The organism is Achromobacter aegrifaciens (genome assembly GCF_902859965.1).
GTDB classification, from domain to species: domain Bacteria; phylum Pseudomonadota; class Gammaproteobacteria; order Burkholderiales; family Burkholderiaceae_B; genus Achromobacter; species Achromobacter aegrifaciens.
In genome coordinates this window covers 1,582,988-1,603,248 of the sequence record NZ_CADIKO010000002.1, presented here as the reverse complement: position 1 = coordinate 1,603,248, position 20,261 = coordinate 1,582,988, and the positions used below count along the sequence as shown (strand labels likewise).

Here is a 20,261-nt window from a genome sequence, read left to right as displayed (position 1 = left end):
CATGACGTACCGGACTTGCGCCGTATCCGTTTTGCTTGCCTGGGGCCTGGCGGCATCGCCGCTGGCCGCCCGGGCGCAGTATCCCGATCATCCCATCCGCGTCGTCCTGCCGTACGCGCCGGGCGCGGCGGGCGACGTGGCCATGCGCCAGATCCAGCCCCTGCTGGAAAAGCGTCTGGGCCAGCCTCTCGTCGTCGATTACAAGACGGGCGCCGGCGGCAACATCGGCGCGCTGGAGGTGGCGCGCGCCAAGCCCGACGGCTACACGCTGGTGCTGGGCGCGACCAACAACTTCGTCATCAACCAGTTCCTGTACCGCAAGCTGGGCTTCGATCCGCTGGCCGACCTGGAGCCGGTGGGCAAGCTGGCGGACGTGCCGGCCTTCGTCTACGTCAGCGCGCAAGTGCCGGCGCAGGACTACGCGCAGTTCGCGCAGTATGCGCGCGCGCAGGCCGGCAAACTGAACTACGGATCGCCGGGCATGGGTACTACGCCGCATCTTTCCGGCTACCGCCTGTCGCATGCCATGGGTGCGGGCATGACGCACATCGCCTACCGCGGTTCCTCGCCGGGGGTGCAGGCCTTGCTGGCCAACGAGATCCAGATGTACATCGGCGGCTACAGCATCGCCGCGGCCTACATGCCGCAGGGCAAGGTGCGGGCCTTGGCGGTGGCGGCTCCCGAGCGCTTTGCCGGCCTGCCCGACGTGCCTACCGCGGCCGAGGCTGGCATGCCGGACGTGGTGCAGGGCAACTGGTGGGGCTTTGCCGCGCCCAAGGGCACGCCGCCCGAGCGCGTGGCGCGCTTTGCCGACGTCCTGCACGAGGTGCTGGCCTTGCCGGAGGTGCGCCAGGCGTTCCTGGCGGGCGGCTTCGTACCGGGACAGGACACGCCCGCGTCGTTCGCCTCGGCCTGGCGCCGCGAAGCGCCGCAATGGCAGGCGGTGGTGCGCGAATCCGGCGTGGTGCTGGACAACTGAGGAGCGGGACATGAAGTACACGCGCCGCGGTTCAGGCCGCCCGCTGTTCCTGCTGCATGGTTTCTGTTCATCGTCCGCGATCTGGAGCGGCCTGTGGGGCGCGCTGGCCGATGAGCATGACGTGATCGCCGTGGATTGGCCGGGCTTCGGACGCGGCGCGCAAGCGGCTCCCTTGCAGGGTTTGCCGGCCTACGCGGACGCGCTCGTCGCGCTGGCGGATGAACTGGGCATCGCCAGCTTCGACGTATTGGGGCATTCGTTCAGCGGCTTCGTTGCGCAGCAGCTGCTGTGCGCGGTTCCGGGGCGCGTCGGCCGTGCCGTGCTGTACGGCGCGGGCTTGAGGGTAGATGGCGCCGCGCGCTTTGAGCCCATGGACCAGACCTTGGCGCGCCTGCGCGCGGACGGCCCGCGGGCCACCGCCAGGCGCGTGCTGGGCGCCTGGTTCCGGCAGGGGGAGCAGGCGCCGGCCTACGTGGGCTGCCTGGAAGACGGCATGACCATGAGCGCGGCCGGCGCGGCCTCGATGATCGCGGCGGTTGCGGGCGTGGACTACACGCAGGCGCTGGCGGCGGTGCGCGCGCCGGTGCTGGTCATATCGGGCGAGCTTGAACGCAGCCATCCGCTGCCCTCGGCGCTGGCCTTGCGCGCCGCCTTGACCCACGGCAGCCTGTGCGTGCTGCCGGACTGCGGGCATGCCGCGCACCTGGAGCGCCCGCTATTGTTCAATACTGCCGTGCGCGAGTTCCTGGCGGGCCGGGACGGTGCGCCCCGGCCTGCGGGTCAGTAGGGACCCTTGGCCGCCACGGGGGCGGCCGCGTTCTTGAATTGGCCCGCCAGCTGTTCGGCCGCGCGCGCCAGCAGGGTTGCGTCCACGCCCACGGCGACGAAGGTCGCGCCCAGCGACAGATAGTGCTTGGCGCGGTCCACGCCGCTATGCAGGATGCCGGCGGCCTTGCCGCTGCGCACGATGCGCAGGATGGCGTCGTCGATCGCCTTGACCACTTCCGGATGCTCCGGCTGGCCCAGGTAGCCCATGCTGGCCGAGAGGTCGGCCGGGCCGATGAAGGCGCCGTCCACGCCGTCCACCGCGAGGATCTCTTCCAGCGCGTCCACGCCGCGCGGCGTTTCGATCTGCACCAGCACGCACATCTCGTCATTGGCGCGGCGCAGGTAGTCGGGGATGCGGTTCCAGCGCGACGAACGGGCCAGCGCGCTGCCCACGCCGCGCACGCCTTGCGGCGGATAGCGCACCGCGGCCACGGCGGCCGCGGCTTCTTCCGCGGATTGCACCATGGGCACCAGCAGCGTCTGCGCGCCGGTGTCCAGGATCTGCTTGATCTGCACCGCGTCGTTCCAGGCCGGCCGCACCACCGGAGCGACCGGATAGGCGGCCATGGATTGCAGCTGTTGCAGCGTGGTCTGCAAGGTGTTGGGCGCGTGCTCGCCGTCGATCAGCAGCCAGTCGAAGCCCGCGCCGGCGATGATTTCGGTGGAGTAGGCGCTGGCCAGGCCCGCCCACAGGCCGATCTGGGGCTTGCCGCTGCGCAGGGCCTGCTTGAAGGTGTTGGTCAATATGTCCATGGATGGTGGCGTGGTCAGATGAAATGGCAGTTGACGGAACCCAGCACGCCGTAATCGACGTTGAAGGTATCGCCAGGGCGGGCCAGCACCGGCCGGGTGAAGGAGCCCGACAGGATGATCTCTCCCGCTTCCAGCGCCACGTCGTGGGCGGCCAGCTTGTTCGCCAGCCATACTACGCCATTGGCGGGATGGTTCAAGACGCCCGCGGCCACGCCGGTTTCCTCGATCACGGCGTTGCGCGACAGGATGGCGCCGATCCAGCGCAGGTCCAGCTCGCCGATCTTCACCGGCCGTCCGCCCATCACCACGCCGGCGTTGGCGGCGTTGTCGGCGATGGTGTCGAACACCTTGCGCGGGCGCTTGCTGTCGGGGTCGATGCTGTGCGAGCGCGCGTCGATGATTTCCAGCGCCGGGACCACGTAGTCGACCGCGTCATAGACCTGGAACAGTGTGACGTCGGGGCCTTGCAGGCGCTTGCCCAGCACGAAGGCGAGTTCGACTTCCAGCCGCGGCAGGATGAAGCGGCCCGCGGGTATGTCCGCGCCGTCATTGAAGAACATGTCGTCCAGCAGCATGCCGAAGTCGGGTTCGTCGATCTGCGAGGCCTGTTGCATGGCGCGCGAGGTCAGGCCGATCTTGTGGCCGCGCTTGATGCGGCCTTCGGCCAGCTTGATGTCCATCCAGGCGCGCTGGATGGCATAGGCGTCGGCAATGGTGATGTCGGGGTACTCGAGCGAAATCTGGCGGATCTGCTGGCGGGTGCGTTCGGCTTCGTGCAGGCGCGCGGCGATGGCGCGCACGGTATCTTTATCTAGCATCGGAGTTCCAGGTGTCATGGAGTTGGAGTGGAATCAATTGGGGAAGGGGACGAGCGTGTTGACCAGCCGTCCCACGCCTTCGATCTCGGTCACGACTTCGTCGCCGGGCTGCACGTTGACGATGCCGTCGGGCGTGCCGGTCAGGATCAGGTCGCCGGGCGAGAGCGTCATGAAGCTGCTGAAGTACTCGATCAGCGCGGGCACGTCGAACACCATGTCGCGGGTATTGCCGCGCTGCGTCTCCACGCCGTTGACGGTGGTGCGCAGGTTGAGGTTCATGGGGTCGGGCACGTCGTCGCGGTCCACCAGCCAGGGGCCTAGCGGTGTGCAGGTGTCGCGGCTTTTCACGCGCAGATTGGGGCGGTACCAGTTTTCCAGGTAGTCGCGCAGCGCATAGTCGTTGGCCACGGTGTAGCCGGCCACGCAGTCATAGGCCTGGGCGCGGCTGACCTTGCTGGCGGTCTTGCCTATCACCACCGCCAGTTCGCATTCGTAGTGCATGAAGGCGACGTCGGCGGGGCGCAAGGTCTGGGCGCGGTGCCCGACAAAGGTGTTGGCGGCCTTGAGGAAGCCCAGCGGCTCGTCCGGGGCCTTGAACGCCAGTTCCTTGGCGTGGTCGGCATAGTTGATGGCCAGCGTGAAGGTGGTGCGCGGCTCGAAGGGCGGCAGCCATTGCACCGCGTCTTCGGCATACACGCGTCCGTCGGCCAGGCGGACCTGGCCGGGGCCGGCTTCGGTGGCGGCATGGATGACGCCGTCCAGGGAAATACGGGCATGTTTCATGGCGGGCTCCTGGGCTATCGGGCGGCGGCCAGCGCATTGCCCAGCGTGCCAACCCGGGAAATGCTGATCTCGTAGCGCTGTCCGGCGCGCGCGCGCGGCGCGCCGTGAGGCGTGCCGGCCAGCAGGATGTCGCCCGCTTCCAGCGTCATGAACTGGGTCACGTCGGCGATCAGCCGCGCTACGGGACGGATCAGCTCGGCGGTGCTGGCGCGCTGCGCCACCTGGCCGTCGATGCGCACTTCGATGTCCAGGGCGTCCACGTCGCCGACCGCGGCCACGGGGGCGAGATCCTGGCCGATGGGGCAGAAGCCGTCGCGGCATTTTTGCTTGAGCGCGGGGCGGAAGTAGCTGGCGTGCGGCACGGACAGGTCCGCCACCACGCGGTACCCCGCCACATAGTCCAGCGCCTCGGCTTCGCTCACGCGGGTCGCACGGCGGGCGAACACCACGCCCAGGCAGGCGCCCACTTCGACCTCGTCCACGTCGGCGGGCAGGGCGATCACGTCGCCATTGCGGGCATAGGTATTGGCCGGCTTGATGTAGAGCACGGGCGCCTTGGGCGCGGCCTTGTAGGGGGGCGCGTCCACGGCCTCGCCCAGCGCGGCCAGCGCCTGGCGCGTGTTCAGCGCCGCGCCCACCACGGTCCGCGGCCACGGCGTCGCGGCCGCGGCTGCGCGCGCGGCCAGGTGTTCGCGGTAGTTGTTGAGCTTGTAGTTCAGCACCGGGTCGGCTTCCTCGACCTGCATCGAGATGCCGAGCGGGCGCGCCGCCATCTGCGGCGCGAGCGCGGCGGTCAGCGCCTGGAACACCCGCTCGCCCAGGGCGGCTTTCTGTTCGGCATTGCGGCCGTGGCCGATGCGCAGCACCACGTGGACGAAGGCGTTGTCGGGATGGCCGTCGACGACCAGGCAGTCATCCACGCGCAGCGCGCGGGTGCGCGCGCCGGCCAGCGGGAACAGGCTGCCGTCGCCCACGGCGGCGTCCTGCACGGTCCGCATCAGCGCCTGCGTATCCAGGGCCAGATTGCCGGAGTATTCGATCCAGATATGGGGCATGGCCTTGCTCCGCATGATGTAATTATCATGTTAACTAGTTTAATGAAAAACTGCGATGGCAACAATCGGCCATAGGGTTGCCGGGGCCTGTTCCGCCTGGGGGTTTCCCGACGTTGACAGCGCGTTCCGGCAAGCATAACGTTAACTTGTTAATTAAATTTGCGCCGGACGGTCCGGCGCGGACAGGACGAGGAGCCGCGCGTGAGCATCAAGCACTGGATCAACGGCAAGCAGGTCGACAGCCGCGACCGCTTCATCACCAGCAACCCGGCCACGGGCGAACCCATCGCCGAGGTGGCCGCGGGCGGGCAGGCCGAGATCGACGCGGCCGTCGCGGCAGCCGCCGAGGCCTTCCCCAAATGGGCCAACACGCCTGCCAAGGAACGCGCCCGCCTGATGCGCAGGCTGGGCGAACTGATAGACCAGAACGTGCCGCAGCTGGCCGAACTGGAAACCCGCGACACCGGGCTGCCGATCTCGCAGACCCGCAAGCAGCTGATCCCGCGCGCCTCGGAGAATTTCAATTTCTTCGCCGAGGTCTGCACGCGCATGAACGGCCACACCTATCCGGTGGACGACCAGATGCTGAACTACACGCTGTACCAGCCGGTGGGCGTGTGCGCGCTGGTGTCGCCCTGGAACGTGCCGTTCATGACCGCCACCTGGAAGACGGCGCCTTGCCTGGCGCTGGGCAATACGGCGGTGCTGAAGATGTCCGAGCTTTCGCCGCTGACGGCGGACCAGCTCGGGATGCTGGCGCTGGAGGCCGGCATTCCGGCCGGCGTGCTGAACGTGGTGCAGGGCTACGGCGCCACCGCTGGCGATGCACTGGTGCGGCATCCCGGCGTGCGCGCAATCTCGTTCACCGGCGGCACCGTGACCGGCAAGAAGATCCTGGCCAGCGCTGGCGGCGTCAAGAAGTATTCGATGGAACTGGGCGGCAAGTCGCCCGTGCTGATCTTCGACGACGCGGACGTGGAGCGCGCGCTGGACGCGGCGCTCTTCACCATCTTTTCGCTCAACGGCGAACGCTGCACCGCGGGTTCGCGCATCTTCATCCAGCAATCCATCTACGACGATTTCGTGCGCAGGTTTGCCGAACGCGCGCAGCGCCTGGCCGTGGGCGACCCCACCGATGACAATACCCACGTGGGCGCGATGATCACGCGCCAGCACTGGGAAAAGGTCACGGGCTACATCCGCCTGGCCGAGCAGGAAGGCGCGCGCATACTCGCGGGCGGCGCGGACCGGCCCGCAGGCTTGCCGGCCCATCTGGCGGGCGGCAATTTTGTCAGCCCGACGGTGCTGGCGGATGTCGACAACCGCATGCGTTGCGCGCAGGAAGAGATCTTCGGACCGGTCGCCTGCCTGCTGCCGTTCAAGGACGAGGCAGAGGGCCTGGCGCTGGCCAATGACGTGAAGTACGGTCTCGCGTCCTACATCTGGACCCGCGACATTGGGCGGGCGCACCGACTGGCCCGCGGCATCGAGGCGGGCATGGTATTCATCAACAGCCAGAATGTGCGCGACCTGCGCCAGCCCTTCGGCGGCACCAAGGAATCGGGCACGGGACGCGAAGGCGGCGAATACAGTTACGAGGTCTTTGCCGAGATCAAGAACGTGTGCGTGTCCATGGGCAGCCACCACATCCCCAGATGGGGCGTCTGAATCCGGCCCCGACCACAAGAACGAGGAGACTAGCATCATGGGCAAGCTCGCGCTGGCGGCCAAGGTAACGCATGTGCCGTCCATGTATCTTTCGGAACTGCCTGGCAAGCACCAGGGTTGCAGGGAGGCGGCGATCCAGGGACATCGCATCATCGGCCAGCGTTGCCGCGACCTGGATGTGGACAGCATCGTGGTGCTGGACGTGCACTGGCTGGTCAACGGCGGCTATCACGTGAACTGCAACAGCGGCTTCAAGGGCCGCTACACCAGCAACGAGCTGCCGCATTTCATCAAGGACATGGATTACGCCTACCGCGGCAATCCGCAACTGGGGCGCCGCATCGCTGAATGCGCCAACGCCGCGGGCGTGGGCACGCGTTCGCATGAAATCGACAGCCTGGAACTGGAGTACGGCACACTGGTGCCGATGCGCTACATGAATGGTGACGGGCGCTTCAACGTGGTGTCGGTAGCCGCCTGGTGCGCCTGGCACTCGCTGGACGAAAGCCGCCGCTTCGGCGCGGCGTTGCGCCAGGCCATCGAGGCCAGCGACAGCCGCGTGGCGGTGCTGGCCAGCGGTTCGCTGTCGCATCGCTTCAACGACAACGGCAGCCCCGAGGCCGCCATGCACCAGATCAGCCGCGAGTTCTTCCGGCAGGTGGACTTGCGGGTGGTGGAGTTGTGGCGCCAGGGCGACTGGAAGGCCTTCTGCGCCATGCTGCCCGAATACGCGGACCTGTGCGTGGGCGAGGGCGGCATGCACGATACCGCGATGCTGCTGGGCCTGTTGGGCTGGGACGGCTACGACCAGCCGGTGGAGATCGTGACGGATTACTTCGCCAGTTCCGGCACGGGGCAGATCAACGCGATCTTCCCGGTGCCGGCCTGATCATTCTTCTTCGGAGGCGCGCGCGTCGGCGGGCTCGCGCTTGATCAGTTCGACCATGGTGTCGACGTCGCGATACAGGCGGTCCAGCAATTCCTTGCCGATCCGGGCCTCGATTTCCTGGTACTTCGCGTCCACTTGCGGACGCATGCGGTCGATCAGCTTGTTGCTCTTGGGCGTCAGCGAAATTTCCTGGCGCCGCTGATCGGCGCTGGAGCGCGTGCGCTTGATCAGGCCCTGTTCCTGCATGCCCGCCAGCATGCGCGTGAGGCTGGGACTGAGAATCTGGCAGGTGCGGGCGATCTGGTTGGGTTCCATGGAGCCCACTTCGCTCAGCGTGCGCAGCACCCGCCATTGTTGTTCGGTGACGCCCGCGGCGTGCAGGATGGGGCGGAAGTGCGCCATCAGCGTTTCACGCGCGTAGAGCAGCAGATGGGGGAGATTGCGGTGGTGGAAGCTCGGACTCATGGCGGCTATGTTAGCAAGAAGCCGGGCCGCGCCGCAGCGAAATCGGACGCGCGCGCCCATCGGTCCGCGCCGGGCGCGGCGCCGATGGGTTGCGGTGATCAGGCGGGGTTCTGCTGGGCCAGTTCCTGCAGGTCGTCGGGCAGGGTCAGGTCGGGGGCGGCCTGCTGCAATTCGCGCAGCGCCTGTACGGCCTCTTCCTGCTGTTCCTCGCGCACCAGCGCCCGGATGTGGGTCACGCGGGCTTCGATGTCTTGATCGCTGAGGGCGGGTGTTTCCGGCGCGGCGGGCTCGGCGGCTGGTTGTTCCGCGGGCGAGGTTTCCTGAGCGACGGGGGCGGCTTCCTGGGCAGGAGCGGCTTGCGGCGCCGTTTCTTGCGGCGGCGCGGCCACGCGTTCGGTGACGGGCGCGGACTGTTCGGCGGGCGCTTGCGCAGGCGTGGACAGCAGCGCGGGCGCGCGTTCCGAGCTTGTCCCTATTTCGTGGGGGGTGATGACAGGCGTGTTCTGCTCGGGAAAGTCCTGGGCTTCGCGCATCTCGGTCCAGGCGAACAGGCCGAAGACCATGGCCGCGCAAGCGGCAGCGCCCCAGGCGGGGTGCCAGCTATGGCCGGGATGCCAACGGCGGCGCACTGCCGCGTCCAATTCGGGATTGGCGCCGGGACCGTGCCTGCGATACAAGGCGCGCAGATCCCGTTCATCGTCTTCGTCGAAAGGGGGGCGGTAGGTAATGCTCATGCGCGTACTCCTCGCACATGCGCCTGGTGGCAAGGCGCATCCGCGTCTGACCTCTGCGCACGCCGCGCCGGTGGTCCGGCGGTCTCGTCGTAGCTCGGGTCCTGTTCCGGTTTAGGCGGCTTCCTGGAAAGCCGCGGGTGATTGCGCCGCGATTCCCGCCGCCGCGCCCCGAGGGCGTCTGGCTGCAGGTATGCCGCCCTGGGCCGGGCGGTTCGTCAATGCGCTGCACCTGATGATTATGCGCGATTTGGAGAAATCCGCCAGAGAATTTCTTGAGTTTGCATCATGTAACTTCAGCACGTCCCTGTTTTTGAAAGCAGAATGACAGATACCGCCCCATCATGGGGCGTGCGAGGACGAAAGCGCGCGTGTGCGCGCGCATGCCGCCCTGGCTTGCCGGTACACTTTCGCGCATGGCCAAATCCCGAACCGTATATGTGTGCTCCGATTGCGGCGGCACCACCCCCAAGTGGCAGGGCAAATGCCCACATTGCAACGCCTGGAACACGCTGGAAGAAACCGTGGAATCGTCGGCGCCGGCCGCCGCCTCCCACCGTTATGCGCCGCTGGCGGCCGCCAGCCCCGTGCGCAGCCTGTCTGAAATCGAGGCCCGCGAAACGCCGCGCCAGCCTACCGGGCTGGAAGAATTCGACCGTGTGCTGGGCGGCGGCCTGGTGGCCGGCGCCGTGGTGCTGATCGGCGGCGACCCGGGCATAGGCAAGTCCACCTTGCTGCTGCAGGCGCTGGCCTCGCTGTCCGAAGTCACCAACGTGCTTTACGTGACGGGCGAGGAATCCGCCGAGCAGGTGGCGCTGCGCGCGCGCCGGCTGGGCCTGCAGACGGGCAACGTCAACCTGCTGGCCGAGATCCGGCTGGAGTCGATCCAGGCGGCGGTGTCGGAGCAGAAGCCCACTGTGGCGGTGATCGACTCGATCCAGACCCTGTACAGCGGCGAACTGACCGCGGCGCCGGGGTCGGTGTCGCAGGTGCGCGAATGCGCGGCGCAGCTCACGCGCCTGGCCAAGCAGACGGGCATCGCCATCGTCATGATCGGCCACGTCACCAAGGACGGCGCGCTGGCCGGGCCGCGGGTGCTGGAGCACATCGTGGACACCGTGCTGTATTTCGAGGGCGACACGCATTCCTCGTTCCGCCTGGTGCGCGCCTTCAAGAACCGCTTCGGCGCGGTCAATGAACTGGGTGTCTTCGCCATGACGGACCGCGGGCTGCGCGGCGTGGCCAACCCTTCCGCGCTGTTCCTGTCGCAGCATGAACAGCAGGTCGCGGGATCCTGCGTGATGGCCACGCAGGAAGGCACGCGCCCGCTGCTGGTGGAGATCCAGGCGCTGGTGGATAGTTCGCACGCGCCCAACCCGCGCCGGCTCACGGTCGGCCTGGAGGGCAACCGCCTGGCGATGCTGCTGGCGGTGCTGCACCGGCACGCCGGCGTGTCCACCTTTGACCAGGACGTGTTCGTCAACGCGGTGGGCGGCGTGCGCATCACGGAACCTGCGGCCGACCTGCCGGTGCTGCTGGCCATCATGTCCTCGCTGCGCGACAAGCCGCTGCCGCGCGGCCTGATCGCTTTCGGCGAGGTCGGCCTGGCGGGCGAGATCCGGCCCGCGCCGCGCGGACAGGAACGCTTGCGCGAAGCGGCCAAGCTGGGCTTTTCGATTGCGCTGATCCCCAAGGCCAACGCGCCGCGCCAGCCCATCGAAGGACTGGAGATCTGGGCGGTGGACCGGCTGGACGCCGCGCTGGACAAGCTGCGCTGACGCCGAGAGCGGCGGCCTGCGGCGGTTTCATATCGACATTCTGATTGCCCGGCCTGCACTGGCCGGGCCTGCTGGAGCAAGAAGTGAGTCTGTTAGTTATCGCCGCGTGCCTGGCTGCGGGCGGCCTGATCGGTTTCATGGGCGGCGTGCTGGGCATCGGGGGCGGCCTGATCGCGATTCCCGCGCTGGTGCTGTTGATGGGCATGTCGCAGCAGTTGGCGCAGGGCACGGCGCTCATCATGGTCCTGCCCACCATCATGATGGCGGTGCGCAAGTACAACCAGCAGACCCGCATCGACAAGCGCGTGGCGTTGGCGGGAGCGGCCGGGGCCGTGGTGTTCACCTGGGTCGGCGCGCAACTGGCGCTGGGCATAGATTCCGGCATCCTGCGCCGCAGCTTCGCCGTGTTCCTGTTCTTCATTGCGCTGTTCTATGTGTGGCAGACCTGGCGCGCCTCGCGTCCCGTTGCGGCGCGCAAGCCGGCGGCCAAGGGCGATGCCCCGGTCTTCACGCCGCGCCGCGCCAGCGTGCTGGGCATTTTGTGCGGCACGCTGGGCGGCTTCTTCGGCGTGGGCGGCGCGGTGCTGGCCGTGCCCATCATCACGTCCGTGTTCAGGTTGCCGCAGACCACGGCGCAGGCGCTGGCGCTGAGCATGGTGATTCCGGGATCTTTCATCGCGTTGATCACCTACTCCTGGGCGGGGCAGGCCGATTGGCTGGTCGGCGCGCCGCTGGCGATAGGCAGCCTGCTGTTCGTGCCGGTGGGCGTGAAGCTTGCGTACCGTCTGCCTGAACGCAAGCTGAGAGCCTGCTTCGCATTGATGCTATTCGCCACCGTGGCGCTGCTGGCGTTCGAGAGCTGAACCGTCCGCGCCATATTTCGAAGCGTTAGCGACCGAAATTTTCTGGTTCCGCGCTGAACCTTCTGGATGGGGCCGGTTCAAACGGGAACGGGTAAAGCGGCGATGTTGCCGCCCCGTGTCGAAAAAAGGACTTCGGTCCTTTTACATTCAGGAGTTCATGAAATGACGACTCACTCCCGTATTGCTGCGTTCCTATCCACCTCGGCCCTGTGCCTCGGTCTGGCTGCCGCGCCTTCGGCGTTTGCAGCGGGCGCCGATGCCACGTCCAAGACGGGTGAAACCAAGACCCAGGCGCAGCACAAGCATCACAAGTCCGACAAGACCTCCGCCAAACCGGCGGCGGCCAAATCGGGCGGGGCCGCGAAGACGGACCATTCCGGCGCAGCGGCGCCAGCGAAGTAAGCACTGAGGGCCTGAGCGCCCGGTAGTTCCTTTGCGCAAACGACTTCCGATTCCCGCGGGGGCCGGAAAGTCGAAAGCCTCTCGGTATGGGCGCCGAGAGGCTTTTTCATTTGGCGCGCCGCGGCTGCGGCGCAGGGCGGGCCTTACTCCGCAGGAGTGATCACGCGGCCGGTCTCGAAGAACGCCTGCAGGTTTTCCAGCATCAGGTTCTCCATGGCCACGCGGGTTTCCAGCGTGGCGCTGCCGATGTGCGGCAGCAGCACTGCGCGATCGGTCTTGAGCAACGCTTCGGGCACCTTGGGCTCGTGCTCGAACACGTCGAGCGCGGCGCAGCCCAGCTTGCCGGCTTCCAGCGCGGCGACCAGCGCGGTCTCGTCGATGACGGGGCCGCGCGCGATGTTGACGATGATGCCCGTGGGGCCCAGCGCTTCCAGCACTTCGCGGTTGACCAGATGGCGCGTGCTCGGACCGCCGACGGTGGCCACGATGAGGAAGTCGGCCCACTTGGCCAGGTCGGTGAGCGAGGCTTCGTAGCCGTATTCCACGTCATCGCGCTTGCGGCGGTTGTGGTAGCGCACGTCCATGTCGAAGCCCATGCCGCGGCGGGCGATGGCCTCGCCGATGCGGCCCAGGCCGACGATGCCCAGCTTCTTGCCGCTGACGCGCTGGCCCAGCGGGATGCCGCCATGCACCTGGCCCCACTGGCCCGCGCGCACGAAGCGTTCGCCCTGGCCCATGTGGCGCGCGCCCGCGATCAGGAGGCCCCAGGCCAGATCGGCGACGCAGTCGGTCAGCACGTCGGGGGTATTGCTGACCTGCACGCCGCGCTGCCTGGCGGCCTGGACGTCGATGGTCTCGTAGCCCACGCCCCAGCTGCAGATGGCCTTCAGGTCGGGCAGGGCGTTGATGAGTTCGGCGTTGGCGCCGTAGGTGGCGGACGTGACGACGGCGGTGACGCCCTTGCCATGCTCGGCCAGCGCCGCCTTGCGGTCCGGGTACTTCCATAGTTCGACGACGTCGTAGCGGTCCGCGAGCGTCTTGTTGGCGTAGGGGGAACCGGCCAGCGAGCCGACCTGGATGATGCGATGCTTGGTGGTCATGTTGTCGTACAGGTGGGTGGCAAAACGTTGATGCTACTTGATCCGGCCTTGATGCAGGCTGACAGGATGCCCGCCAGGGGCATCCCGGGTCCCGATCGCGACCTTACTCGAGCTGGATGTTGGCTTTCTGGATGACGTCCTTCCAGCGCTTGACCTCGGCCTGCTGGAATGCCGTGAACTGCTGCGGCGTGTTGGCCACGACCTCGAAGCCCAGGCCTTGCAGGGTCTTCTCGGTCTGGGGATCGCGCAGCGCGGTCTGCAAGGCCTTGGACAGTTGCTGGACGATGGGCGCGGGCGTGCCCTTGGGCACGGCAAAGCCTTGCCAGGAGTACACCACCATGTCCTTGATGCCGGCCTCGGCCAGCGTGGGCACGTCCGGCAGGTCGGCGGCGCGGGCGTCGCCCGTGATGGCCAGCGCCTTGAGCTTGCCGGCCTTGATGTGGGTCTGGACCGCGCCCAGGTTCTGGAATGACACGTTGACCTGCCCGCCGATCAGGTCGGCGATGGCCGCGCCGCCGCCGCGGTAGGGGACGTCCACGCCCGTGCTCTGGGTGCGCTGGCGGAACAGCACGGCGGACAGGTGGTCCGACGAACCCGTGCCCGACGAGGCATAGGACACCTTGCCCGGATTCTTCTTCGCGTATTCGACCAGCTCGGCGACGGTGCTGGCCGGAAACGTCGGCGCTGCCACCAGCACGTTGGGATTGCGCACCGCCTGCGTCAGGTATTCGAAGTCCTTGCTGGGGTTGTACGACAGGTTCTTGTAGAGCGCCTCGTTGATGGCGAAGGTGCCGATGGAGCCGACCATCATGGTGTACCCGTCAGGCGTGGAGCGGGCCAGCGCCTGCGCGCCGATGGCGCTGTTGGCGCCGGGCTTGTTTTCGACCACGAAGGTCTGCCCCAGGATTTTCGTCAGCCCCGGCGTGACCGAGCGCGCGGTAATGTCGGAAGAACCGCCCGGCACGAAAGGCACTATCATCGTCACGGGTTTGTCGGGATAGCCGGCGGCCTGCGCCGCGGGCATCCCGGGCAGCACGGCGCCTGCGGCGACGGCGGCTGCGACGGCCGCGGCGCTCATCAGTTTGTTCATGGTGTCTCCTGGTTCGCGTGCTGATGAAGAGCCCGCCGCCCACGCGTTGCGGACGGACCCGGATCGGCTTGGGGTCAGTCGACCTTGGCGCCGGATTTCTTCACGACCTCCGCCCATTTGGCGGATTCCTGCGCCATGAACTGTTTGAACTGGGCCGGCGTGTTGCCGGAGGGCGTGGCGCCTTGCGCCTGCAACTGCGTGCGCACGGATTCCTGCTTGAGGGCCGCGGCCACGTCGCGCTGGATCTTGTCGACCACCGCCTGCGGCGTGCCGGCGGGCGCCAGCAGGCCGAACCAGCTGGACGCGTCATAGCCCTGCACGCCGGCCTCGGCCATGGTGGGGACGTCGGGCAAGGCGGGTGAACGCTGGGCGCTGGTGACGGCCAGCGGGCGCAGCTTGCCGCTCTTGAGAAACCCCATGGAGGACGGCAGGTTGTCGAAGATCAGATCGGCGGAACCGGCCATCACATCGGTCAGCGCGGGGCTGCTTCCCTTGTACGGCACGTGGGTCATGCGCGTACCCGTCATGTTCTGGAAGAGCTCTCCCGACAGATGCGTGGAGGTGCCGTTGCCGGTGGACGCCATGTTGACGCTGCCCGGATTGGCCTTCAGGTACTTGATCAGGTCGGCCACCGTGCGGATGCCGTGCTTGTCGGCAAACGCGGGGTTGAGTTCCAGGATGTTGGGTACGGGGATCACCAGCGTCACCGGCACGAAGTCCTTGACCGGGTCGTAAGGCAGCTTGGCATAGACCGACTGGTTGATCGCATGGGTGCTGACGGTGCCCATCAGCAGCGTGTAGCCGTCCGGCGCGGCCCGGGCGGCTTCGGCCGTGCCGACGTTGCCGCCTGCGCCTGCCTTGTTGTCCACCACCACGGCCTTGTTCCAGGTCTTGCCGAGTTCGGCGGCGACGATGCGGGCCGCGATGTCGGTGGTGCCGCCGGCCGGGAAGGGCACGATGATCTTGACGTCCCGTTCCGGGTAGTCTGCCCGCGCCGGCGCGGCCGGCGACAGGAAGGCGGCCGCCGTCAGGGCGGCGCTGCAAAGAACGGCCAAGGCGGACCGGCCTCGCGCAGGGGCTGCATGCATGGAATTCGTCTCCTCGGTGTGCGCGTGGCCGCGCATCGTTTCTGGGGGTATTCCGCCCCTGGCATGGCCCGAGGCTTTGACGCCGCATGGCACCCCGCGGCGCCCTGCGTTTTGCTGCCGGACTACTTGTAAAACAAATATATGTATTGAGCTTGTGCTTGTCAACCAAGTATACTTTTTCGAACCCCCACACCCGATAGCAGGATCAGCCAGGAGCCCCGTCCATGAAAACCTCCCCGGTCACCGCGCAGGATTTGCAGCGTTCGGTCATCGCCGTGCCGCCGCTGGCACGCCACGACGATCTTTCCCTGAACGAGGCGGCCAACAAGGCCTTGCTCGGCCATCTGGAAGCGGGCGGCGTGCGCAACGTGATGTATGGCGGCAACGCCAACTTCTACAACGTGGGCGTGGGCGAGTACGCGCGCATCGTCGACATGCTGGCCGGACTGGCGGGCGCGGACACGTGGATCCTGCCTTCCGTGGGGCCCGACTACGGCAAGATGATGGACCAGGCGGCGATCCTGCGTACGCGTGCGTTTCCCACGGCCATGTTGCTGCCCATGTCCTTTCCCTACACGGACGCGGGCCTGGCCGAAGGCGTGCGCCGCTTCACGGACGCGCTGGGCAAGCCCGCGGTGATCTACATCAAGTCGTCCGGCTACCTGGCGCCGGAAAGCGCCGCGCGCCTGATCGAAGAGGGCCGCATCGTGGCCTTCAAGTACGCCGTCGTGCGCGATGATCCGTCGCAGGACGCCTACCTGTCATCGCTGCTGCAGGCGGTGGATGCGCGCTGGATCGTCAGCGGCATCGGCGAACGTCCGGCCATCGTGCACTACCGCGATTTCGGCCTGAAGAGCTTCACCTCCGGCTCGGTCTGCGTGGCGCCGCGCGGTTCGATGCGCCTGTTGCATCTGCTGCGCGACGGCCGCTATGACGAAGCCGAGGCTGTGCGCCAGCAGTACCTGGGCCTGGAAGACTGCCGCGACAGCATCAGTCCCATCCGCGTGCTGCACGATGCCGTGACGCTGTCGGGCGTGGCGGACATGGGGCCGATGCTGCCCCTGCTGACCGGCATCTCCGCCGCCGAGCGCGAGCGGGTGGCGCCGGTGGCGCGCGCCCTGGCGGCCTGGGACCGGGAGGCGGCTGCTGCGTGAGCGCACTGGCGCCGCGCATTGACGGTACGATGAGCGCTGTCCCGCCATCGCGGACAGCGCCATAGCATCGAGGAGGTTTCGTGGCCCGACCCAAAGCAACACCCGCGCCAGCGCCGCAGGCGCCCGCCGAACACGATGCCGCGGGCGCGCTGGTGCTCGAACGCGGGCACCGGGTGCGGCTGGCGGATCAGCTGTACGGCCAGATCTTCGAGCAGATCGTCTCCGGCGGGTTGAACGTGGGCGACAAGCTGCCTTCCGAGAACGAAATATCCGAACGCTTCGGCGTCTCGCGTCCGGTGGTGCGCGAAGCGCTGCTGCGGCTGCGCGCCGACGGCCTGATCACCGCGCACCAGGGGCTGGGCACCTTTGTCAGCCATGCGCCCGCGCCGCGCCTGAAGACCTTCAACGACGTGCAGAACGTCAGCGCCTACCTGCGGGCCCAGGAGGTCCGGGTGGCGCTGGAGGGCGACGCCGCGCGCCTGGCGGCGCTGCGCCGCACCGACGAGCAGCTCAGGAAGATCGCCGATGCGCATGCGGCCTTCGCCGACAGCCTGGCGCGCGGCCAGGTGTCGGCCGAGGCCGACCTGGCCTTCCATGCCAGCATCGCCGAAGCCAGCGGCAACGACTTCTATCTGGGCGTGCTGGAAAGCATCCACGAATCCATCAGCGGCTTCATGCGGCTGACCTTGAACCTGACCCGCACCGGTTCGCGCCAGCGTGCGCAGCGCGTGGTGGACGAGCATGCCGCGATCCTGGACGCCATCCGCGAACAGGACAGCGAGCGCGCCCGCGTGGCCATGCAGTTCCATCTGGGCCAGGCCCGTCACCGGCTGGTGGACCGCGAGCGCGATTGATCCCTTCCGTCCGCCCGCTGCGATCAAACCAAAACTACAGGAGACCAGAGTGCAAGGGAATATCGCGGCGGAAGTGCCGGTGGAGCAGGTCCGCGAGCAGATCCTGCAGGTGCTGATGGCCTGGGGCATGGCGCAGGACCTGGCGCACATTACCGCGGGCCTGATGGCGCGCACCGACCTGCTGGGCATCGACTCGCACGGCATCTCCATGCTGCCGGCATACGAGGACAAGCTGCGCGCCGGCGCCCTGCGGCTGGACGCCAGGCCGCGGATCCTGCGCGACGGCGGCGCCAGCGCGCTGATCGACGGCATGGGCGGCCTGGGCTATCCGGTGGCGGCGCAGGCCATGAACCTGGCGGTGGACAAGGCTTTGGAGCACGGCGTGGGCGCCGTGTCGGTCTGTAATTCGCATCACTTCGGCGCGGCCGGCGTCTATGCGCGCATCGCGGTCGAGCGCGGCGTGGTCGGGCTGGTGACCAGCAGCGCCAACGGCGTCATCATGGTGCCCACGCGCGGCGCCATGCCCATGCTGGGCACCAATCCCATCGCCTTTGGCGCGCCGGCCGCCTACAACGAACCCTTTGTGCTGGACATGGCGACCACCACCGTCGCCGCCAACAAGGTCAAGGTCTACGACTTCCTGGATCAGCCCTTGCCGCCAGGCTGGGCGGTGGACGGGCAGGGCGGCGCGGTTACCGATGCGGCGGCCGCCATGCAATTCATCTTCACGCATCCCGAGGGCGGCCTGACCCCGCTGGGCGGCACTGCCGCCATGAGCAGCCACAAGGGCTACGGCCTGGCGATGATGGCGCAGATCCTGGGCGGCACGCTCAGCGGCAGCGCCTTCGCCGCGCGCCGCGCCCCGACCCGCCGGCCGGGCGAACCCGACGATGTGGGCCATTTCTTCCTGGCCTTGAACCCCGACGCCTTCCGCGCGGCGGGCTCGTTCGAGTCCGACATGGACGACATGATCGACGCCATGCACGACACGCCGCCCGCCAACCCGGACGAGCCGGTGCTGGTGGCTGGCGAGCCCGAAGCCGCCGAGCGCGCGCGCCGGCTGCGCGCAGGCATACCCATTTCCGCCGCGCTGGCCGAACGCCTGCGCGCCATCTGCGAGCGCGCCGGCACGCCTTATCTGCTGGACCCGGCGTGATTCCGTTTTCCCTATAAACCCTTGCCCAAGAGCACAGGAACAGAGACATGAGCCATTCAACCAAGCGCAAGAAACCCGAAGAACTGCGCAGCCACCGCTGGTATGGCGTGCGCGACCTGCGCTCGTTCGGCCACCGTTCGCGCACCGCGCAGATGGGCTATCACCGCTCGGACTACGCCGGCAAGCCGGTGATCGCCATCATCAACACCTGGAGCGACATCAACCCCTGCCACAGCCACTTCAAGCAGCGCGTGGAAGAGGTCAAGCGCGGCATCTGGCAGGCGGGCGGCTTCCCGGTGGAAATGCCCGCCATGAGCCTGTCGGAACCCTTCCAGAAGCCGACCACCATGCTCTACCGCAACCTGCTGGCGATGGAGACCGAAGAGCTTCTGCGCTCCTATCCCGCTGACGGCTGTGTGCTGATGGGCGGCTGCGACAAGACCACGCCCGCGCTGCTGATGGGCGCGGTGTCCATGGACTTGCCCACCATCTTCATGCCGGCCGGCCCCATGCTCCGCGGCAACTGGAACGGCAACACGCTGGGCTCGGGCTCGGACACCTGGAAATACTGGGCCGAGCTGCGCGCCGGCAACATTACCGAGGAAGACTGGCAGGGCGTGGAGGACGGCATCGCCCGTTCGCCCGGCCACTGCATGACGATGGGCACCGCGTCCACCATGACGGGCGCGGTCGAGGCGCTGGGCCTGTGCCTGTCGGGCGCTTCGTCGATCCCCGCGCCGGATTCGCGTCACGCGCAGATGGCCAGCCTGACCGGCAAGCGCATCGTGGAGATGGTGTGGGAAGACCTGAAGCCGTCGGACCTGCTGACCGCCGCGTCGTTCGACAATGCCGTGCGCACGGTGCTGGCGCTGTCCGGCTCAACCAATTCCGTGGTGCACCTGATCGCCATGGCGCGGCGCAGCGGCTTCGGGCTGGACCTGGACCGCTTCGACCATCTGGCGCGCACCACGCCGGTGCTGGCCAATCTGCGGCCGGCCGGCAAGTACCTGATGGAAGACTTCTATTACGCCGGCGGCCTGCGCGCCATGCTGGTGCAGCTGGGCGACCTGCTGGACACGACGCAGCGCACCGTGGACGGCCGCACGCTGGGCGAGAACATCGCGGGCGCGCGGATCTTCAATGAAGACGTGATCCGGCCGCGTGCGCAGGCGCTGATCGAGCGCGACGGGCTGGCGGTGCTGCGCGGCAACCTGGCGCCCGACGGCGCGGTGATCAAGCCGCCCGCGATGGAGGCGCATCTGCAGGTGCACACGGGCCGCGCGGTGGTCTTCAAGGACTACAACGACATGGCGGCGCGCATCGACGACCCCGACCTGGACGTGGATGCCGACAGCGTCATCGTGCTGCAGAACGCGGGGCCGCAGGGCGCGCCCGGCATGCCCGAATGGGGGCAGTTGCCGATTCCGCAAAAGCTCCTGAAGCAGGGCGTGCGCGACATGGTGCGCATTTCGGATGCGCGCATGAGCGGCACCAGCTATGGCGCCTGTGTGCTGCACGTGGCGCCCGAGGCCTATGTGGGCGGCCCGTTGGCGCTGGTGCAGGACGGCGACCGCATCACGCTGGACGTGCCGGCGCGGCGCCTGGAACTGCTGGTGTCCGACGAGGAGCTTGCCGCGCGCCGCGCCGCCTGGCAGGCGCCGCCGCCGCGTTTCGAGCGCGGCTATGGCGTGCTGTACCTCAAGCATATCGGCCAGGCCGACACGGGCTGCGATTTTGATTTTCTTCAGACCGAAACGCGCGCTCCGGCCGCGGGCGAGCCTGAAATCCACTGACCCGGACACCGGGC

General features: G+C 67.9%; 20 protein-coding genes. 11 read left to right on the top strand and 9 right to left on the bottom strand.

Going from position 1 to position 20,261, the window contains the following annotated elements; all coding sequences use genetic code 11:
* The first annotated feature begins 1 nt into the window (after position 1).
* Both HV793_RS18625 and HV793_RS18620 read left to right on the top strand, forming a co-directional pair.
* A complete protein-coding gene (locus HV793_RS18625; protein ID WP_119449292.1) occupies positions 2-979 on the top strand; it encodes a Bug family tripartite tricarboxylate transporter substrate binding protein in 978 nt (325 codons plus the stop codon).
* 10 nt (positions 980-989) lie between these two features.
* On the top strand, positions 990-1,766 hold the full coding sequence (locus tag HV793_RS18620) for an alpha/beta fold hydrolase (protein WP_175213721.1): 777 nt from the start codon (positions 990-992) through the stop codon (positions 1,764-1,766).
* Here HV793_RS18620 and hpaI read toward each other — a convergent pair.
* The 4 genes from hpaI to HV793_RS18600 are packed head-to-tail and all read right to left on the bottom strand — an operon-like array spanning position 1,760 to position 5,216.
* Positions 1,760-2,560 (bottom strand): 4-hydroxy-2-oxoheptanedioate aldolase, encoded by an 801-nt coding sequence (gene hpaI / locus HV793_RS18615; RefSeq protein ID WP_054452428.1) that lies wholly within the window; start codon positions 2,558-2,560, stop codon positions 1,760-1,762. The genes HV793_RS18620 and hpaI overlap by 7 nt on opposite strands.
* Before the next feature lie 14 nt (positions 2,561-2,574).
* Positions 2,575-3,378, bottom strand: coding sequence for a 2-oxo-hept-4-ene-1,7-dioate hydratase (hpaH, locus tag HV793_RS18610; RefSeq protein ID WP_175213720.1), 804 nt, complete (start codon positions 3,376-3,378; stop codon positions 2,575-2,577).
* Positions 3,379-3,411: 33 nt separating this feature from the next.
* Positions 3,412-4,161 (bottom strand): fumarylacetoacetate hydrolase family protein, encoded by a 750-nt coding sequence (locus HV793_RS18605; RefSeq protein WP_054452424.1) that lies wholly within the window; start codon positions 4,159-4,161, stop codon positions 3,412-3,414.
* A gap of 14 nt (positions 4,162-4,175) precedes the next feature.
* Positions 4,176-5,216: a fumarylacetoacetate hydrolase family protein gene (locus HV793_RS18600; RefSeq protein WP_175213719.1), complete on the bottom strand. Its 1,041-nt coding sequence runs from the start codon at positions 5,214-5,216 to the stop codon at positions 4,176-4,178.
* 201 nt (positions 5,217-5,417) lie between these two features.
* Between HV793_RS18600 and hpaE the strand changes: the two genes are divergently transcribed.
* The gene (gene hpaE, locus HV793_RS18595; RefSeq protein ID WP_175163550.1) at positions 5,418-6,884 is read left to right on the top strand and encodes a 5-carboxymethyl-2-hydroxymuconate semialdehyde dehydrogenase; all 1,467 of its coding nucleotides are present in this window, start codon (positions 5,418-5,420) and stop codon (positions 6,882-6,884) included.
* Positions 6,885-6,921: 37 nt separating this feature from the next.
* Complete coding sequence (gene hpaD, locus HV793_RS18590) at positions 6,922-7,773, top strand: 3,4-dihydroxyphenylacetate 2,3-dioxygenase (protein ID WP_054452420.1); 852 nt, start codon at positions 6,922-6,924, stop codon at positions 7,771-7,773.
* Here hpaD and hpaR read toward each other — a convergent pair whose 3' ends face one another.
* A complete protein-coding gene (gene hpaR, locus HV793_RS18585) occupies positions 7,774-8,238 on the bottom strand; it encodes a homoprotocatechuate degradation operon regulator HpaR (protein WP_054452418.1) in 465 nt (154 codons plus the stop codon). It lies immediately after the preceding gene.
* Positions 8,239-8,336: 98 nt separating this feature from the next.
* A complete protein-coding gene (locus HV793_RS18580; RefSeq protein ID WP_175213718.1) occupies positions 8,337-8,972 on the bottom strand; it encodes a hypothetical protein in 636 nt (211 codons plus the stop codon).
* A gap of 413 nt (positions 8,973-9,385) precedes the next feature.
* On the opposite strand from HV793_RS18580, the gene radA reads away from it, so the two are divergent.
* The 3 genes from radA (at position 9,386) to HV793_RS18565 (ending at position 12,012) form a co-directional block, all read left to right on the top strand.
* Positions 9,386-10,747 (top strand): DNA repair protein RadA, encoded by a 1,362-nt coding sequence (gene radA, locus HV793_RS18575; protein WP_059379903.1) that lies wholly within the window; start codon positions 9,386-9,388, stop codon positions 10,745-10,747.
* 83 nt (positions 10,748-10,830) lie between these two features.
* The gene (locus tag HV793_RS18570; RefSeq protein WP_054453641.1) at positions 10,831-11,610 is read left to right on the top strand and encodes a sulfite exporter TauE/SafE family protein; all 780 of its coding nucleotides are present in this window, start codon (positions 10,831-10,833) and stop codon (positions 11,608-11,610) included.
* Between the two features lie 162 nt (positions 11,611-11,772).
* Complete coding sequence (locus HV793_RS18565; RefSeq protein ID WP_054452411.1) at positions 11,773-12,012, top strand: hypothetical protein; 240 nt, start codon at positions 11,773-11,775, stop codon at positions 12,010-12,012.
* Positions 12,013-12,155: 143 nt separating this feature from the next.
* On the opposite strand, the gene HV793_RS18560 is transcribed toward HV793_RS18565, so the two are convergent.
* The 3 genes from HV793_RS18560 to HV793_RS18550 form a co-directional block, all read right to left on the bottom strand.
* On the bottom strand, positions 12,156-13,112 hold the full coding sequence (locus HV793_RS18560; RefSeq protein ID WP_175213717.1) for a 2-hydroxyacid dehydrogenase: 957 nt from the start codon (positions 13,110-13,112) through the stop codon (positions 12,156-12,158).
* Positions 13,113-13,215: 103 nt separating this feature from the next.
* Positions 13,216-14,202, bottom strand: coding sequence for a Bug family tripartite tricarboxylate transporter substrate binding protein (locus tag HV793_RS18555; RefSeq protein WP_054452407.1), 987 nt, complete (start codon positions 14,200-14,202; stop codon positions 13,216-13,218).
* A 74-nt stretch (positions 14,203-14,276) separates the two neighbouring features.
* On the bottom strand, positions 14,277-15,290 hold the full coding sequence (locus HV793_RS18550) for a Bug family tripartite tricarboxylate transporter substrate binding protein (RefSeq protein WP_175213716.1): 1,014 nt from the start codon (positions 15,288-15,290) through the stop codon (positions 14,277-14,279).
* 224 nt (positions 15,291-15,514) lie between these two features.
* On the opposite strand from HV793_RS18550, the gene HV793_RS18545 reads away from it, so the two are divergent.
* The 4 genes from HV793_RS18545 to araD all read left to right on the top strand — a co-directional run bounded on the left by HV793_RS18545 (position 15,515) and on the right by araD (position 20,247).
* Positions 15,515-16,444 (top strand): dihydrodipicolinate synthase family protein, encoded by a 930-nt coding sequence (locus HV793_RS18545; RefSeq protein WP_059379899.1) that lies wholly within the window; start codon positions 15,515-15,517, stop codon positions 16,442-16,444.
* Positions 16,445-16,524: 80 nt separating this feature from the next.
* A complete protein-coding gene (locus HV793_RS18540; RefSeq protein ID WP_118932816.1) occupies positions 16,525-17,298 on the top strand; it encodes a FadR/GntR family transcriptional regulator in 774 nt (257 codons plus the stop codon).
* Between the two features lie 49 nt (positions 17,299-17,347).
* Positions 17,348-18,454, top strand: a complete 1,107-nt coding sequence (locus HV793_RS18535) for an Ldh family oxidoreductase (RefSeq protein ID WP_054452404.1) — start codon at positions 17,348-17,350, stop codon at positions 18,452-18,454.
* 47 nt (positions 18,455-18,501) lie between these two features.
* Entirely contained in the window at positions 18,502-20,247 is a 1,746-nt protein-coding gene (gene araD / locus HV793_RS18530) for an L-arabinonate dehydratase (protein WP_175213715.1), read from the top strand.
* The last annotated feature ends 14 nt before the right edge of the window (positions 20,248-20,261 follow it).